The following is a 16089-nucleotide window of genomic DNA, read 5'->3' as shown; positions in this document are numbered from 1 at the left end:
GATGCCCGCCGGCCGGTCCCCAGCTGCCGCTCGTGGGCGCCGAGCCGCCCGTCCCTCCGGTGACGACCGCGAGCTCGCGATCCTCGCCACCGCCGAGCGGCTGCTCGCGGCCCGGCCGCTGTCCGCGGTGTCGGTGGACGACCTGGCGCGCGGTGCGGGCATCTCGCGGCCGACCTTCTACTTCTACTTCGCGTCCAAGGACGCTGTCCTGCTGACGCTGCTGGACCGCGTGGTCGCCGAGGCCGACGCCGCCACCCGCGCGGCGTTCGACTCCCCGGCGGGCGATGCCCGCGAGGGGTGGCGGCGGGCGATCACCGCGTACTACGAGACGTTCCGCGCCCACCGGGGCCTGACGCTGGCCTGGGCCGAGGCCCGGTCGACGAACGCCGAGGTGCGGGAGCTGTGGGCGCGCGTCTTCGACGGCTGGGTGGACCGGTGCGCGGCCGCCATCGAGAGCGAGCGTGCCCGGGGCGCCGCCCGTGCCGGCGTGCCCGCCCGGGACCTCGCCGTCGCGCTGAACTCCATGAACGAGCGGGTGCTGTACGCGACCTTCAGCGGCGACGGACCCGCGGTCGCGGAGTCCGACGTCGTGACCGTCCTCCTCGACGTCTGGCTCGGTGCCATCTACGGGAGCTCCGCTCCGAGCGGCAGCTAGAACGGCGGTGGGTCGTCGTCGGGTTGGTCCGGTGGTGGTTCGGGTGGGGGTCTGCGCAGGCCCGGTGGCCGGGTGGTGCGGGTGATGCCCGTCGGGGTGGTGACGTGCAGGGTGCCGTCGGGCTCCATGACGAAGTGCCAGCCGGGGGCGAAGGTCTTGAGCCGGTGGTGGGAGCGGCACAGGCAGCACAGGTTGGTGCAGGTGGTCGGCCCGCCGCAGGAGTGCGCGACGACGTGGTCCAGGTCGGCCCAGCCGACCCGCTGCCCGCAGTTGGGCATCCGGCAGGTGCGGTCCCGGGTGCGGGTGAAGGTCTGCTGCCGGTCGGTGGGCTGGTAGCCGTGGGTGGCGGCGGGCGCGCCCAGCACCGGGCAGCCGCAGTCCGCCCCGGGGTGTTCGGCGCAGCCCGTCGTGGCCACCCGTAGCAGCTCGGCCACGGTGGTGGTGGCCAGCAGCCGGCCGTCGGCGTCGGTGACCGCGAAGGTGAGGCTGCCGCCGTCGGGGGCGTGCAGGCCGAGGGCGCCGATGCGGGTGAGCAGCTCGCGGGCGTGTGCGGCGGTGATCGCCAGCCCGTTCACGGTGCCGGCGGTCGTGGCGGCGCCGGCCAGGGAATCGAGGGTGGCGGTGATGGTCAGCTGCGCGGCCACGCCGGGCTGGCCGGGCCCGCCGGGGCGGCGCAGCAGCAGCGAGAACAGCTCGGTGCGGACCTGGGCGATCGGCCGGGGGTCGCCGTCGGCCTTCGCCAGCCGGGCGAGCTGATCGATGACCGCGTAGGCCTCCGCGGCCTCGTCGGCCGACAGTTCCGCGCCCAGGGTGGCCATGCCGTCGGCCCCGGGCTGCAGAAACACGTCCGCGCGGCGCTCGGCCTGCTCGCGCCGCTGGTCGGCGGCCGCGGCGTCCAGCTCGGCCAGCAGCTCCAGGGCGCGGGCCCGCAGCCGGGCCACCGACAGGTCCACCGCCTCGGGCAGCAGCCGGGCCTCGACCGCCCGGGCCAGCTCGGGGCGGGTGGAGCCGAGCACGTCGGCCAGCGCGCCCGCACGCGCCACGTCCAGGTCGCCGGCGGCCAGCGCCGCGTAGGTGGCGGGCAGGTTCTCCCGCCACGCCAACGCCCGGTGATGCAGATGCCTCGCGGTACCGCGGCCGCGGTTGAGCACCAGCGCCAGCTCCCCGGCGAAGAACTCACTCACCCCGGAAGCCTCGTCGTCGCGCCGGGCTGCGGGTCGTCATCGTCGGGGGTCAGCTCGGCCAGCCGCAGGATCAGCTCCGCCTCGTAGGCGGCGTCCATCGCCTGCCGCCGCTGCCGCCGGGCCAGCTCCGCGGCCGCCTGCCGCTTCGACAGCAACTCCACCGGCAGCTGCGGCGGCTCGACCGGCTGGCCCAGCGACCAGTCGATCAGCACGCCCTCGAAAGTCGAGGAGCCCGAGATCCGAGACACACCGACACGGTATGGCGGGGGTACGACAGTTTCACCGCGTCGACCAGGGGGTTCAGCAACACCTCACTCCTGGGGTGTTCCTCCTGCTCCAGCAGTTCTGCAGGACCCCCGGAGCACGAAGAACACGCCAGAAGCATCAGGCGAGAACGGCGATCCGGCCCGAACGGCAGCCGGCTCCGGGACGCGGACCCGGAGCTACAGCAACCCGCCGGCGCGCAGGTTGAGCACGACGACGGCTGCGGCGAGCAGCAGGCCGCCGGCGGTGGCCAGCGCCAGGAGCACCCGGCGGGTGCTCCACCGCTGGATCCGGACCGGCCGCACCGGAGGGAGCAGCGCGCGGAACTCCTCGACGAGGTCGCGATCCCCGGTGTCGACGAGCCGGCGCAGCTGGCGGGGCAGGGTGACCGACCCCGTGGCCGCGAAGGCCTCGGCCACCTCCTCGGGGTCGAACAGCTCCGCGGACCGCTGCACCACCCGCTCCGGCGTCGCGCCCAGGGCGAGGATGAGCAGCATGTTGGCGAGGTCGACCGACTGCCGCCAGCGCGAGGGCCGGGTCTCGCCGAACGAGACGTCCACGAGGTACACGCGGTTCCCCTGTACGAGCACGTTCGAGGGCTTGATGTCGCGGTGCGCGACGCCGGCCGCCCACATCAGCCGGATCTGGACGAGGGCGTCGTCGATCACCACGTCCGTCAGCTGTCCGTCGGGACCACGGCCGTCGAGGATCTCGACCGCGTCGGGCACGAGCTCGCACACGAGCAGGTACTCCTGACCCGGCACGACCTCGACCACCCCGACCGGGTCGGGCACCCGCACCCCGCCGTCGCGGAGCAGTCGCAGGAAGTAGTCCTCGCGCTCGACCAGCCGGCGGACGGAGGAGAACGGCGCCTCGTCCTCGAGCCGGCCGTACCGCAGCACGCGGACGTACTTGTACCAACGGTCCGACCGGAGGTGGTTGCTCGCGTAGAGCTTCCCGAACAGGAACTCGGGCGGACCGGTGGCCAACCGGAGCCGGCACGGGGTGGAGCCCGCGGACCCGTCGAGCCGGTACGGCTCCAGGGCGGCGAGATCCAGGCCGAGCTGGTCGAGGACGGCTGCGCGGACGCGTTCGGTGCGCTCGCCCTCCAGCCGCAGGTGGGCCTTGACCTCCCGGTGGTAGACCACCGGGAAGTCCCGCTCCGGGGCCAGGAGCAGGAAGGCGAGCGCGACCAGGCTGGTGCCGGCGAGCGCGCTCAGCCCGCCGACGGCCACCGGGTCCAGGTCGACCGCCCCGCGCAGCACGATGTACAGGACGAGCAGCACGGAGACCACGGCCCACCCCCATCGGCGGGCCCGGCCGGCCGGGGACAGCGCGAGCACGCTGCCGGCCGCGACGGAGGCGAGGACCAGCACCGGCCACGCGGGTAGGTACAGCTGCTCCTCCGAGCCGGTGACGCCGGAGCGCACGACGCGAGCCAGGGCGCTCTCCCCCGCGCCCACCTGGGCGACGGCCGCGATCAGGGAGATCGTGCCCCCGTAGACCAGCAGGTGCCGCCACCGGGCGAACCAGGCGAGCACGATCACCGTCGGAACCCAGATGACCCGGTAGCCGGTGTCCACGGCGGCCGTCTGCACGTCCTCCAGCTGCTCCCGCGCGCCCACCGACCGGATGAGGTCGTCGAGGTGGTGGTCGAGTTCGGTCAGCCCGCGGCCACGGGTCAGCAGGGTCACCAGGACCAGGCCGAGGAGGGAGGCGACCAGAGCACCCGCCCACCACCACGCCCGTCGCGGCACACGGGCCCGCAGCGAGCGGTCCCGGCCCGACGGCCGCCGGAACTCCGAGGCCGGCGACGGCCGGCGCAGGCGGCCGATCCGGGCGGGCCGGCCGGGCCCGCCCTCCCCCGTCCCGGATGCGGCCATGACCGGAGCCTGCCCGACCGGAGCCTGCCCGACCCCGCGGGAACTCATGCGATCGAGGGCCGGGAGCGCGCGAACGCCGCCCGGTCCCACTCCCGGCGAGCGAGGTGCAGGGCTCCCGCCGCCAGCACCGGGTTGGCCGCGGTGGCGGCGCCCAGCGGCGTGATCCCGACCGCGAACGCGGCCGCACCGAGCAATCCCACCCGCGCCGCCGGATCCGGGCTCAGGATCGCGGCGGCCAGTGCGGACTCGCCGGCGGCCATGACCGCACCGAAGACCCGCGGCGCCGGCACGGTCAGCCCACGGCCCACCGCCCGGTACCAGCCCCACGGCGCCCCGTCGGCCAGCGCGGCGAACTGCGCGGGGGGCCGCAGCGTGAGGACGCCGTTGACCCCGAGACCCATGAGCGCGAAGAACAGGCCCAGCGCGCGCCGCCCCGCTGCCGGTCGCGCGAACGCCAGACCGGTGAGGCCCGCGTAGACCGTCGCCGCGACGGCGAGCTGCGTGGCCTGGTCACGGGTGAGCCGCGCCCCCGACATGGCGAACCCTCTCCTGGGCGGCATGGACGCTGCCACCGTCGCGGGCGGCCGCGCCGGCGGGCAGGGGCGAACGGCCCGGCCGGACCGGCGGAGGACCCGAGGGGACGGCGGGCCCGCCCGCCCGGGCCCGAAGACCCTGACGCGGGGCTTGCGCCCCCGAGTGAACTGGTCGCATGACGACACGGGTCGCGGCGAGCCAGGCTGCCGTCGAGCCGGGGCAGCCGGCCCGCGGGCGGCGATCGGTCGTCCACCGCTACCCGGTGGACCTCGTGCGGGTGGGCCTGGGCCTGGCGATCGTCGGCATCGGCCTGCTCATCGCGCAGCGCGGCCAGCTGTCGGTGTTCGAGCGCGACGTGTTCCAGATCATCAACGACCTGCCGCCGTTGTTCTTCCCGGTCGTCTGGGCGGTGATGCAGCTCGGGAACGTCGTGGCCGTCCCGATCCTGGCCGCCGTCGCGGCGCTCGCCCGGCGGTTCCGCATGGCCCGTGACCTGCTGGTCTCCGGGCTGCTCGCCTACGTCGCCGCCGACCTGATCAAGAGCCTGGTCCGGCGAGAGCGGCCGGGCGGTTTCGCGGTCGACCCGTTCTTCCCCGAGGGACCGATCGAGGGCCTCGGCTTCATCTCCGGGCACGCCGCGGTGGCCGCGGCGCTGGCCACCGCCGCCGCGCCCTACCTCACCCGGCGCACCCGCCGCGTCGCGTGGGGAGTGGCCGCGGCGGTCGCGATCAGCCGGATCTACGTGGGCGCCCACCTGCCGCTGGACATCATCGGCGGCGCCGCGGCGGGGTGGGCGATCGGCTCGCTCGTGCACTGGGCCTTCGGCCTGCCCCGCTGGGAACCGTCGGCCCGGCGAGTGGGCGCGCTGCTGGCGCGGTACGGCCTGCCCGTGCGGGATCTCCGCCGGTCCACGGTGGTCGCACGGAGCTCGCACCCGTTCGAGGCCGTGGACGAGACCGGACGCCGGGTCTACGTGAAGGTCCTCGACCCCGACCGGTTCGAGCGGGACTGGCTCTACCGCCTCTACCGGGTCGTCGCGGTCCGGGACATCAAGGACGCCGACGCCGTGGCCCCGCTCGGCCAGCAGGCCGAGCACGAGGCGGTCGCGGCCATGACCGCCCGGGAGCGCGGCGTCCGGGTGCCGCCGGTGCTGCTCGCCCGCGGCAACCAGAAGGGCGCCGTCCTCGTCCAGGAGTACCGGGTGGGGACGCCGCTCGACGAGTTCCTCCCCGACGACGTGACCCCCGGGCTGCTCGCGGAGGTGTGGCACCAGCTGGCCCTGATGCGCGGTGCGCGGATCGCCCACCACGACCTCGTGGCCTCCAGCGTCCTCGTCGACGCCGACGGCAAGCCGTGGCTCGTCGACTTCGGCAACGCCGTGACCGGCGCCGACGACGACGACCTGGCCGGCGACGTCGCCGAGCTCATGGCCTCGCTGGCCATGCGGCTGGACCCCGTCGTCGTGGCCGACTCCGCCGTCGACGCGCTCGGCCCCGATGTCGTCGCCGAGGCCCTGACCGGGCTGATGCCCCTGACCCTGTCCGCGGCGACCCGCCACGAGGAGCGGGAGCAGCCCGGGCGGCTGAGCGCGCTCCGTCGCGCGGTGCGCGCGCGGCTCGACCTCCCCGACCCCGACCGGTACGAGTTCGCCCCCGCGGGACGGGTGGCCGTCGCCGCCGTGACCGTCGGCGCCGCGCTGGTGCTCGTGGGTGTGCCCCTGCTCGCCGACTCGGCCTCCCTCCTCGAGACCGTGGAGCACAACGGGTGGCGGTGGCTCGGTGCGGCGTTCGCGCTCGCCGTCGTCGCCCGGGCGGCCACCGCGGCCGCCGGGCTCTTCACCGTCGAGCGGCGCCTCGCCCTGGGCCGGACCTACGGCGCCTCGATGGTCGCCGACGGCGCCTCCCTGCTGCACGGCCACACCGGCTGGCGCCGTGCGGCGGTTCGGTACCTGGAGCGGGCCGGCGTCCTGCCCGACGCCGCCCGGCGGGCCATGGACCGGTTCTCCGCGGGCGCCATCCTGGCCGCTGTCTTCGTCGCCCTGGTCACGCTCGTCCTCGCCGTCGTCGAGGGGGAGATCAGCCAGTGGGGGGCGCCGGAGGCCGCGGTGCCCGCCGTCCTGCTGGGCGCCGGTGCCTGGGTGCTGGTGCTCACCGGGCAGTGGCTGGCCGCCCGGCACGCCGCGGCCACGCAGCCGGGGTCGCCGGCGCCGGCCCGGCTGGTCACCCAGGCGGTGCGCCGGGCCCTGGCCCGCACCCCCGACGCCGGGCACGGCTCGGACCCGTGGCGGCGCGGGGCCCAGTTCGCGTGGGCGGCGACGGCCGTCGTCCTGGAGGGGGCCACCCTCGCGGCGGCCCTGCACGGTGTCGGCGGGCAGGTGCCGGTGCTGGCCACGGCCACGGTGTACGCCGCCCTGCACCTGCTCTGGTCGGCGGTGCCGGTGACCGGCGCGCCCGGGGCAGCCGACGTGGCCCTGCTGCTCGCCCTCACCGCCCTGGGTGCGCCGCTGGCGGCCGCCGTCGCCGGGGTCGTCACCTTCCGGCTGCTGACCTTCTGGATCCCCGCCGCGCTCGGTGCGCTGCTCTCGGGCCGGTTCGAGCACCGCTTCGTGACGTGAGCCCCCGGCTGCGCCGTGCCCTCACCGGTCCGGTCGGCCGGACCGTCCTGTCCGTGGCCGTCGTCGTGGCCGTCTTCGCCGGCGTGCTGCCGCAGATCGCCGACTACTCGGAGGCGTGGCAGCTGGTCCGGTCGCTGACCTGGCCGGAAGCGGTGCTGGTCGGGGTCGTCGCCGCCGCGAACATCGTCTCCTACGCCCCGCTCTGGACCGCTGCCCTGCCGGGACTGCGCCTGCGGCAGGCCCTGCTGAGCGACCTGGCCTCGACGACGATCTCCAACACGGTGCCGGTCGGTTTCGCGTTCGGCGTCGGCACCACCGTGGCGATGTACCACTCGTTCGGCTTCCCGGCGGGGGCGATCACCCGGGCGATCGGGCTGGCCGGGGTCTGGAACAACCTGGTCAAGCTGGCGATGCCCGCCCTCGCGTTGGTCGGCGTCCTGTTGGTCGCCGACGTGACCGCCGCGCTGGCCGTGGCCGCGGTGCTCGGCAGCGCCGTCCTGCTGCTCGCGGTCGTCGCACTCGTCCTGGTGCTCACGCACCGGGCAGCCGCGGTCGCCCTGGCCGCCGCGGCGGAGCGCGCCGTCCGCGCCGTGGCCGGCGGGCTCGGGCGGCCCCGTCCCACGGGCTGGGTGGCGCGCACCGACCGTTTCCGGGCCGACTCGCTGGAGGTCCTCCGGCACCGCTGGCCGCACCTGAGCGCCGCCGCGGTCGCCAGCCACCTCGCGCTGTTCCTCGTCCTGCTGGTCTGCCTGCGTACCGTCGACGGCGACGGCTCCGACGCCCCGTGGCTGCTGGTGCTGGCCGTCTTCTCCGTCACCCGCCTGGTGACGATCGTGCCGATCACCCCCGGCGCCCTGGGCGTGGCCGAGCTCAGCTACGTCGCCGGGCTGACCGCCGTCGGCGTCGGGGCCGACGCGGCCGCCGGCGCCGTCCTGCTGTTCCGGTTCCTGACCTGGTTCGTGCCCATCCCGCTGGGGGTGGCCGCCTGGCTGGCGTGGCGGCGGGGCGCCGGGCAGGCGCCCCCGGTCGCCGGCACCGTGCCCGCGGTGGGCTGAACCGTGCGCCGGCGCTGGGCGGATGTATGGACGGCGGCCGTCGCGAGCGCGGTGACCGTGGTATCGGCCTGGGTGGTCTCCGACGGCACGGTCGACGGTCCGGAACGGGCGGTGTTCCGGTTCGTCAACGGCTGGCCCGACGCGTGGCGCTGGCCGCTGTGGATCTTCCAGACCCTCGGGGTGCTCGGCATGCCCCTGGTCGTGGCGGGAGCGGCGCTCCTGCTGCGGCGGTGGCGCCTGGCCGCTGCCCTGGTCGCGCTGGTCCCGCTGAAGCTCGGCATCGAGCACGAGGTGCTCAAGGCCTCGGTCCAGCGGGAGCGCCCGGGCACCACGATCCCGGGCGCGATGCTGCGCGACGTCCCGTCGGCGGGCGAGTCGTTCCCGTCGGGCCACGCGATCATCGCCTTCGGGATCGTCGCGCTGCTCCTCCCCTACCTGCGGCGGCGCTGGCAGGTGCTGGTGGTCGTGCTGGCGGTGCTGAACTCCGTGGCGCGGGTGTACCTCGGGGGCCACGCGCCGCTCGACGTCGTCGGCGGTGCGGCCGCGGGCCTTCTCGTCGGCGCCCTGCTCAACCTCGCCGTCGGCGTTCCGGAGCGGCCCGGCTGACCGGCTGCCGCGCGCCACTGCCTCGCGCGGTGACGGTCGGCTGTGCTGTGCTGCCGGAGCGGAAGGAGGAGGAGTGATCAGGACGACGACACGGCGGGCCCGGTGGCTGCTGGCCGCCGCGGCCCTGCTGCTCGTGGCCGCCGTGGTGGTCATCGTGGTGGTCACCCGGGGCGACGACCGGCCGGAGGGCCCGGCGGCCACACCCACCGCGACGTCGACGACACCGACGTCGGCTCCCGAGTCCTCGGCGCCGTCGAGCACAGCACCCTCGAGCGCCGCGCCCTCGAGCACCTCCACGCCTGCGCCCACCGTGCCGCCCGCCGTGCCGGCGGGGCTCCTCGGCGTCGACGTCGAGACGATCCCGACCGACCAGCCGGTGGTCGCGCTGACGTTCGACGCCGGTGCCAGCAGCGCCGGGCTGCCGAGCATCCTGGCCACCCTCGCCGAAGAGGACGTCGAAGCGACCTTCTTCCTGACCGGCGACTGGGCTGCGGCCAACCCGGACGGGGTCGCCGCCATCAGGGCCGGCGGCCACCGGGTGGGCAACCACTCGATGACCCACCCGCACCTGCCGGCGCTGTCCGACGCGGCGCTGCGGGACGAGGTGGTCGGCGCGCAGGAGGCGATCCGGGCCGCCGGCGCCGACCCCCGGCCGCTGTTCCGGTTCCCGTTCGGGGACCGGGACGACCGCACCATCGCCGCGGTGAACGACCTCGGCTACGTCGCGGTGCGGTGGACGGTCGACACGCTCGGCTGGCAGGGCACCGCCGGCGGGCGGAGCGCCCAGTCCGTCGCCGACCGGGTGCTCGCGGCACTGCAACCCGGCGAGATCGTGCTCATGCACGTCGGGTCCAACCCCGACGACGGCACGACCTTCGACGCCGACGCGCTCCCGCAGATGATCGACCGCATCCGCGCGGCCGGCTACGGCTTCGTCACCCTCGACGCCCTCCTCGGCTCCTGAGCCCAGCCGGGCCGCCCGCGCTCACTCCTCGGCGGCGGAGCCGTGCGCCGCGCCGTGGCCGTGCGCCGGACCGGTCACCTGCCGGTAGACACCGTGCGCCCACACCTGCAGGCCCAGCGCCGCCTCCACGGACTCCCGGGCGGCGGCCACGCCGTCGTCGCCGGCCTTCGCGCGGAGCGCGCGGGCAGCCGCCAGACGGGAGACCGCCTGCTCGCGGACCAGCGCACAGAGGACATCGGCCAGCCGGTCGGCCGACCCGGTCTCCAGCGCCCGTTCCGCCTCGGGGATCGCCGGTCCGACGTCGAGGCCCGCCGGCTTGAGGCCGGTGAACGGAGCCCCCTCGCCGGCCCGGTGGAGGCGGACGACGGTCTCGAAGAACCACCGATCGGCGACCTCGGCGGCCTCCGGTCCGTGATCGCGGGCGCGCGCGGCCATCTCGAAGGTCCGTCGGACCTCGTCCTCGGCGACCACGGAAACGTAGGGCAGCACGACACCGGGATCGTTGTCGGCGAGCGCACGCCGGGCAGCGGTGACGACCGGACCGTCGAGGGAGTCGCAGTGCGGAGGCATGACGCCATGCTCTCCGCCGTCGCCGGGCGCACCAGGGCCGGAGGTCGTGGCGTCGGGGGGCCGGAGGCCGTCGGGATCGGCGCCGTCCGGACGGGACGGCGTCGACCCTCGGGCGGCATGCTGGACGGCGACCGGCGGCCGTGCCGGTGCTCGGACACGCACGCGCCGGGAGAAGCGATGAGGAGATGGCACCCGCCGGCGGCCACGGTCCTGGCCCGCCGGCGGTGGTTCGCCCGCCACCTGCTCGCCTACGCCGTCGGGAACGCGCTCGCCGTCGTCGTCTGGTCCGCGGTCGGGCTGGTGACCGGCGCCTGGTTCCCCTGGCCGCTGCTGTCCCTCGCCGGCTGGGGCCTGCTGGTGCACCTGCATTCCTGGTGGGCCTACGGGCCGGCCAGCCGGATGGTCACCGAGACGACGATCCCCGGGCGGACACCGCCCGGCCCGTCGTGACCCGCGGCGCCGAACGCCTCCGGCCCCCCGCCGGGCTGACCACCGAGGAGGCGCGCGCACGGCGCCCGCCCGGCGGCAACCGGCTGCCGGCGGAGAAGCCGCCCTCACCGCTGCGGCTGCTGGTCGCGCAACTGGTCCACTTCTTCGCCGTCCTGCTGTGGGCCGCGGCCGCGCTCGCGTTTCTCGGGGGTCTCCCCCAGCTCGGGGTCGCGATCGCGATTGTCGTGGTCCTCAACGGCGTGTTCGCCTTCGTCCAGGAGTACCGCGCCGACCGGGCCGCCGAGGCGCTGCGCGACCTCGTGCCGCACCGTGTCACCGTCGTGCGCGACGGGATCCGCCAGGAGATCGACGCCGTCGACGTCGTCGTCGGCGACCTGGTTCTGCTGGAGGCCGGCGACCGGATCGCCGCGGACCTCGCCGTCGTCGACGTGCACGGCCTGCGGGTGGACGAGGCGACGCTCACCGGCGAGAGCGAACCCGTCGGGAAGGCACCCGGCGACCCGGTGCACGCCGGCTGCTTCGTCGTGGAGGGCGAGGCATCGGCGTCGGTCACCGCGATCGGCGGCGACACGCGGCTGGCGTCGATCGCCACGATGACCCGGGCGGTCGTGCGGGCCAGGACGCCGCTGGCCCGCGAGCTGCACCGGGTGGTGCGCACGGTCACCGTGCTGGCCGTCGGGCTCGGGGTGGTCAGCTTCGGCCTCGGCCTGCTCCTGGGCCTGCCCGCGGGCGAGGGCTTCCTGTTCGCCGTCGGCGTGACCGTCGCGCTCGTCCCCGAGGGCCTGCTCCCCACGGTCACCCTCTCGCTGGCGCGCAGCGCGCAGCTGCTGGCCCGGCGCAACGGGCTGGTCCGCCGCCTGGAGTCGGTCGAGACGCTGGGCTCGACGACGTTCATCTGCACGGACAAGACCGGGACGCTCACGCAGAACCGGATGGCGGCGGTCGAGGTCTGGACGCCGCGGGGCACGGTCACCCTCACCGGGGAGGGGTACGAGCCCGTCGCCGAGATCCACGGTTCCGCCGTGGCGGTGGAGGGCACCCGTGAGCTGGCCGGCGCGGCGGTGCTGTGCTCCACCGGGCGGATCCGGCGCGACGGCGACACGTGGACCGCCCTGGGCGACCCGATGGAGGCGGCCCTCGACGCCCTGGCGCAGCGCACGGGCGCCGGGGCGGTGCACGCGGGGACTCTGCGGGGCGAGCGGCGCTTCCCCTTCGACCCGCGCCGCCGGCGCATGTCGGTCTGGGAGAACGGCGTGCTGTCGGTCAAGGGCGCCCCCGACACCGTGCTCCCCCGCTGCCTCGACACGACCGGCGCGCACGAGGCCGCGACGGCGATGTCGGCACGGGGGCTGCGCGTGCTGGCGGTCGCCCGCCGGCGCGGCCCGCTGCCCGAGGGCGGGAGCGCCGACGACGCCGAGCGGGAGCTGGAGCTGCTCGGCCTGGTCGGCCTCGAGGACCCGCCCCGGGCCGGGGTCGGCGACGCGCTGGCCGAGTGCCGCCGGGCGGGCATCCGGGTCGCGATGGTCACCGGCGACTCCGGCCCGACCGCCGCGGCGATCGGCCGGGAGGTCGGCCTGCTGCGCAATGGCGGTCTCGTCGTGGCGGGCCGTGACCTGCCCGCGGACGAGGCCGAGCTCGGCGAGCTGCTCGACCGGGACGGCGTCGTGGTGTGCCGGGTGGCGCCGGAGGACAAGCTCCGGATCGCCCAGGCGCTGCGCGCCCGCGGCCACGTCGTCGCCATGACCGGTGACGGCGTCAACGACGGGCCGGCGCTGCGGGCGGCCGACATCGGCGTGGCCATGGGCGCCGGCGGCACCGACGTCGCCCGGCAGGCCGCCGACCTGGTGCTCCTCGACGACGACTTCGCCACGATCGTCGCGGCCGTGCGCCAGGGGCGGACGACGTTCGCCAACATCCGCCGGTTCCTCACCTACCACCTGACCGACAACGTCGCCGAGCTCACCCCGTTCGTCGTCTTCTCGGTGACCGGCGGCTCGGTGCCGCTCGCGATCGGCGTGCTCCAGGTTCTCAGCCTCGACATCGCCACCGATCTGCTGCCCGCGCTCGCCCTGGGCGCGGAGCCCTCCTCCCCACGGGTGCTCGACGGCCCGCCCCCGCGCCGCAGGCTCATCGACGGCCCGCTGCTGCGCCGCGCGTTCGCCGTCCTCGGGCCGGTGGAGGCGACGCTGGCGATGGCCGCGTTCCTCGCGGTGCTCGTCGCCTCCGGCTGGTCGTACGGCGACGAGCCGCCGGCGCGGGTCCTGGCCACGGCGTCCGGCGCGGCCTTCACCGCCGTGGTGCTGGGCCAGTTCGCGACCGCCTTCGCCTGCCGCAGCACGAGCCGGCCGGTGTGGCGGCTGGGCTGGCGCAGCAACCCGCTGCTGGTCGGCGCCGTGTCGGTCGAGCTGCTGATCCTGGTGGGAATGCTGACGATCCCCCCGCTGGCCCGGCTGCTGGGGCACCGCCCGCCGTCGCTGCTGGGGCTGGCCGTCGCGCTCGGGGCGATCCCCGCCGTCGTGCTCGCCGACGCCGCCGTCAAGCGGTGGGCGGCGCGGAGGCGCTGACCGGGTCGTTGTGCAGCACGGCCGCCCCGCCGAACCGGCCGGCGGCGAGGTCGGCCAACGCCGCCGGGGCCTCGGCCATCGGGTAGGCCACCGTCGTCGCGCGCACGCCGAGCCGCCCGGCCAGGCGGAGGAACTCCTCGCCGTCCTGGCGGGTGTTGGCGGTGACGCTGCGCAGCCGCCGCTCCTCGAACAGCTCGGCGGCGTAGTCGAGGGCGGGGATCTGCGACAGCCAGATGCCGGCAACGGCGAGGGTGGCGCCCCGGTCCAGGGCCCGCAGCGCGACCGGCACGAGATCCCCGGCCGGGGCGAAGAGGATGGCGCCGTCCAGTGGCTCGGGCGCGGGGTCGGCCGCTCCGCCGACCGAGTCGGCGCCGAGCTCGGCGGCCAGCGCCCGGTTGTGCTCGCCGCGGGTGAACACGTGCACCCGCATCCCCTGGGCGAGGGCGACCTGCGCCGCGAGGTGCGCGCTGCCGCCGAAGCCGTAGATGCCCAGCCGGCCACCGGGCGGGACGGCGGCGCAGCGCAGCGCGCGGTAGCCGATGATCCCCGCGCACAGCAGCGGGGCCGCCTGCTCGTCGGGGAGGCCCTCGGGCAGGCGGTAGGCGTACCGCTCGTCGACGACGCAGGCGTCGGCGTACCCGCCGTCGGTGTCCCAGCCGGTGAACGCAGGACCGGTGCACAGGTTCTCGTCGCCCCGCCGGCAGTAGCGGCACGAGCCGTCGGTGCGCCCCAGCCACGCGACGCCGACCCGCTCGCCGACGGCGAACCGCGCCGCCCCGGGGCCGGTCGCCTCGACGGTGCCCACGACCTCGTGCCCCGGCGTGACCGACGGGCGGCGCGGCGGCAGATCGCCCTCGGCCAGGTGCAGATCGGTCCGGCAGACCCCGCAGCAGGACACCCGCACCCGGACCTCGCCCGGTCCCGGCTCCGGCAGCGGCCGGTCCAGACGGCGGAGCGGCCCGGAGCCGATCGGCCCCGGGCGCTCCACCACCCACGCCTGCATCGATGCTGCTTGCCGTCAGCGCTCGGGTGCGGGTCCGGTGACGAGCACCGGATCGGGTGCCCCGGTCCCCTGCGGGCCCGGCGGCGGCAGGTGCTCCGCCGGGGTGCCCGGGGCCGGCGGGCCGTGCTGCGCCCGGTGGACGGCGACGGCGACGAGGACGGCGCCGACCAGGGCCAGCACACCGCCGGTCACGAGGAGGCCGACGGAGATCCAGGTCAGACCGGGCACCGTGGCGCCGGCCCGTGCCTCGACGTCCACACCGGCGGAGCCGTCGGCGCGCATGACCACGATCGTCCAGTTGCCGTCCTGCGGCCTCCAGTCGAGCACCTGGGTGCCGGTGCCGCTGGCCTCGGCGACCCAGATGTCGATCTCGGTCGGCGGCACGTCGGGGGCGCCGCCGCTGAAGCCGCGCATCATGCCGGGGCCGAACCGCCGGTTGTCCCACCGCGGGCCGAGGTCACCGATCTCGTGGTGGCCGACGTCGCCGAGGTAGGCGTTCACGTCGCGGGTCGGGGCGATCCCGACGAACACCTCGGTGCCCCCGTCGAGCGGGGTCACCTCCAGCTGCGCGGTGCCGAGGAAGTCGTCGATCACCCACTCCGCGCCCTGGGTGTCGAGCGCGAACCCGTCGCTGGTGAGGGCGTACCGGTCGGTCGAGAGCTCCGCGTCCGGGCTCCACAGGTAGCCGTCGGCGTCCCGCTGCGTCTGGTCGGCCCACAGCAGGCCACCGCCGGCCGCGAGCAGCCCCGTGGACAGGAACAGCAGCACCGCGCCGATCACGACGGTCACGATCCGGCCGGTCGACCAGCGCGACGCAGGCGGGCTGCCCGCCCCGACCGGTCCGGCCGGGGCCGCGACGGTGGGGGCAAGCGGCGGGGGCGCCGTCGGGCCCGCGGGCACCGAGCCCGGGTCGGTGCCGCCCATGTCCAGCCGGAACGGCGGGTAGGCGTCGGTCATCAGCCCGACGTAGGCGGCGACGCGCAGGGACCAGCGGTCCATGCCGAGGACGAAGTCGTAGATCGAGCGGGGGTACCGGCCGGTGAAGAGCAGGACGATCGCGGCGACGAGGACGAGCAGGCCGACCAGCCCGCCCGCACCCCAGCTGGAGTCCCAGGCACCGTCGTCGTCCCAGCCGCCGGTGCCGAGCCAGATGCCGCCGCCGACGAACACCGCGAGGACCAGGTAGTGCGGGATGGCGAGCAGCCACCACTTCACCAGCACCAGGCCCCGGGAGAGCTTCTCGGGATAGGGGACGTCGAGGCGCGCGGGGTAGTCCGGCACGTCGGCGAGCGTGAACGGCGGGTAGCGGTCGGTGCCCAGCGCGCCGTAGGCGTAGTACTGCACCCGCCAGGTCCACCGCAGCACGCCGAGGTTGAAGTCGAACAGGGGGCGGGGGTACCGGCCGGTGAACAGGATGGCGAAGAAGGCCACCACGCTCAGCACGGTGAACGCCACCCACAGGAAGACGAGCACCACGATGTGCGGGACGATCAGCAGCCACTTCACCAGCCACAACCCGCGCGACAGCGGCGCATCGAGCGCGGCGTCCACCCGCACGGGATAGGGACTGCGGTTCTCGGTCACCAGGACCTCCTCGTGGCGGGGGCGGCCACGACCGTCGTGACGCCGTCCACCGGGGCTCGTGCCAGCCTCGCGGCCCGGCGGGGGCGGCGACACGGACCTAGGTCGGCAGTCCGGCACGGACCTTCGGCGGACCCCGCCGGTCCGAAGCCCCGCCGGCAC

The 16089-nt window shown here is 76.0% G+C and carries 14 protein-coding genes; 7 read left to right on the top strand and 7 right to left on the bottom strand.

Annotation, left to right across the window (positions count from 1 at the left end; genetic code table 11):
- Position 1 precedes the first annotated feature (1 nt).
- Positions 2-655, top strand: a complete 654-nt coding sequence (locus tag ABD644_RS06405) for a TetR/AcrR family transcriptional regulator (RefSeq protein ID WP_344688021.1) — start codon at positions 2-4, stop codon at positions 653-655.
- Here the strand turns inward: ABD644_RS06405 and ABD644_RS06400 are convergent.
- The 4 genes from ABD644_RS06400 to ABD644_RS06385 form a co-directional block, all read right to left on the bottom strand.
- Positions 652-1839, bottom strand: a complete 1188-nt coding sequence (locus ABD644_RS06400) for an HNH endonuclease signature motif containing protein (RefSeq protein ID WP_344687837.1) — start codon at positions 1837-1839, stop codon at positions 652-654. The genes ABD644_RS06405 and ABD644_RS06400 overlap by 4 nt on opposite strands.
- Positions 1836-2087, bottom strand: a complete 252-nt coding sequence (locus ABD644_RS06395; protein WP_344687836.1) for a hypothetical protein — start codon at positions 2085-2087, stop codon at positions 1836-1838. The genes ABD644_RS06400 and ABD644_RS06395 overlap by 4 nt, the downstream gene beginning before the upstream one ends.
- Positions 2088-2282: 195 nt before the next feature.
- On the bottom strand, positions 2283-3986 hold the full coding sequence (locus tag ABD644_RS06390) for an RIO1 family regulatory kinase/ATPase domain-containing protein (protein ID WP_344687835.1): 1704 nt from the start codon (positions 3984-3986) through the stop codon (positions 2283-2285).
- A 44-nt stretch (positions 3987-4030) separates the two neighbouring features.
- Positions 4031-4546, bottom strand: coding sequence for a hypothetical protein (locus ABD644_RS06385; protein ID WP_344687833.1), 516 nt, complete (start codon positions 4544-4546; stop codon positions 4031-4033).
- A 149-nt stretch (positions 4547-4695) separates the two neighbouring features.
- On the opposite strand from ABD644_RS06385, the gene ABD644_RS06380 reads away from it, so the two are divergent.
- From ABD644_RS06380 to ABD644_RS06365, 4 genes are all read left to right on the top strand, one after another.
- Positions 4696-7134 carry a phosphatase PAP2 family protein gene (locus tag ABD644_RS06380; RefSeq protein WP_344687832.1) on the top strand — a complete coding sequence of 813 codons (2439 nt, stop codon included), beginning with the start codon at positions 4696-4698 and terminating at the stop codon, positions 7132-7134.
- A complete protein-coding gene (locus ABD644_RS06375; RefSeq protein WP_344687831.1) occupies positions 7131-8189 on the top strand; it encodes a flippase-like domain-containing protein in 1059 nt (352 codons plus the stop codon). Before ABD644_RS06380 ends, ABD644_RS06375 begins: the two co-directional genes overlap by 4 nt.
- Positions 8190-8240: 51 nt before the next feature.
- Complete coding sequence (locus tag ABD644_RS06370; RefSeq protein ID WP_344687830.1) at positions 8241-8795, top strand: phosphatase PAP2 family protein; 555 nt, start codon at positions 8241-8243, stop codon at positions 8793-8795.
- A gap of 73 nt (positions 8796-8868) precedes the next feature.
- Positions 8869-9759 carry a polysaccharide deacetylase family protein gene (locus tag ABD644_RS06365; RefSeq protein ID WP_344687829.1) on the top strand — a complete coding sequence of 297 codons (891 nt, stop codon included), beginning with the start codon at positions 8869-8871 and terminating at the stop codon, positions 9757-9759.
- 21 nt (positions 9760-9780) lie between these two features.
- Here the strand turns inward: ABD644_RS06365 and ABD644_RS06360 are convergent, their stop codons facing one another.
- Positions 9781-10329, bottom strand: a complete 549-nt coding sequence (locus ABD644_RS06360) for a DUF6448 family protein (RefSeq protein ID WP_344687828.1) — start codon at positions 10327-10329, stop codon at positions 9781-9783.
- Between the two features lie 177 nt (positions 10330-10506).
- Here ABD644_RS06360 and ABD644_RS06355 point away from each other — a divergent pair, with 177 nt between their 5' ends.
- Positions 10507-10779 carry a 2TM domain-containing protein gene (locus ABD644_RS06355; RefSeq protein ID WP_344687827.1) on the top strand — a complete coding sequence of 91 codons (273 nt, stop codon included), beginning with the start codon at positions 10507-10509 and terminating at the stop codon, positions 10777-10779.
- Positions 10776-13343: a cation-translocating P-type ATPase gene (locus ABD644_RS06350; protein ID WP_344687826.1), complete on the top strand. Its 2568-nt coding sequence runs from the start codon at positions 10776-10778 to the stop codon at positions 13341-13343. The genes ABD644_RS06355 and ABD644_RS06350 overlap by 4 nt, the downstream gene beginning before the upstream one ends.
- Here the strand turns inward: ABD644_RS06350 and ABD644_RS06345 are convergent.
- Both ABD644_RS06345 and ABD644_RS06340 read right to left on the bottom strand, forming a co-directional pair.
- On the bottom strand, positions 13315-14346 hold the full coding sequence (locus tag ABD644_RS06345; RefSeq protein WP_344687825.1) for a zinc-dependent alcohol dehydrogenase family protein: 1032 nt from the start codon (positions 14344-14346) through the stop codon (positions 13315-13317). The genes ABD644_RS06350 and ABD644_RS06345 overlap by 29 nt on opposite strands.
- Positions 14347-14361: 15 nt before the next feature.
- Positions 14362-15930: a DUF4389 domain-containing protein gene (locus ABD644_RS06340; protein WP_344687824.1), complete on the bottom strand. Its 1569-nt coding sequence runs from the start codon at positions 15928-15930 to the stop codon at positions 14362-14364.
- Positions 15931-16089 lie beyond the last annotated feature (159 nt).

This window comes from Blastococcus jejuensis (genome assembly GCF_039534705.1).
Classification (GTDB): domain Bacteria; phylum Actinomycetota; class Actinomycetes; order Mycobacteriales; family Geodermatophilaceae; genus Blastococcus_B; species Blastococcus_B jejuensis.
This window is presented reverse-complemented; position numbering and strand designations above follow the sequence as displayed.

Coding starts and splice junctions, on each gene's coding strand:
- ABD644_RS06385 (WP_344687833.1), bottom strand. CDS start 4,546: ATGCCGCCCAGGAGAGGGTTCGCCATGTCGGGGGCGCGGCTCACCCGT.
- ABD644_RS06360 (WP_344687828.1), bottom strand. CDS start 10,329: ATGCCTCCGCACTGCGACTCCCTCGACGGTCCGGTCGTCACCGCTGCC.
- ABD644_RS06405 (WP_344688021.1), top strand. CDS start 2: ATGCCCGCCGGCCGGTCCCCAGCTGCCGCTCGTGGGCGCCGAGCCGCC.
- ABD644_RS06345 (WP_344687825.1), bottom strand. CDS start 14,346: ATGCAGGCGTGGGTGGTGGAGCGCCCGGGGCCGATCGGCTCCGGGCCG.
- ABD644_RS06355 (WP_344687827.1), top strand. CDS start 10,507: ATGAGGAGATGGCACCCGCCGGCGGCCACGGTCCTGGCCCGCCGGCGG.
- ABD644_RS06390 (WP_344687835.1), bottom strand. CDS start 3,986: ATGGCCGCATCCGGGACGGGGGAGGGCGGGCCCGGCCGGCCCGCCCGG.
- ABD644_RS06380 (WP_344687832.1), top strand. CDS start 4,696: ATGACGACACGGGTCGCGGCGAGCCAGGCTGCCGTCGAGCCGGGGCAG.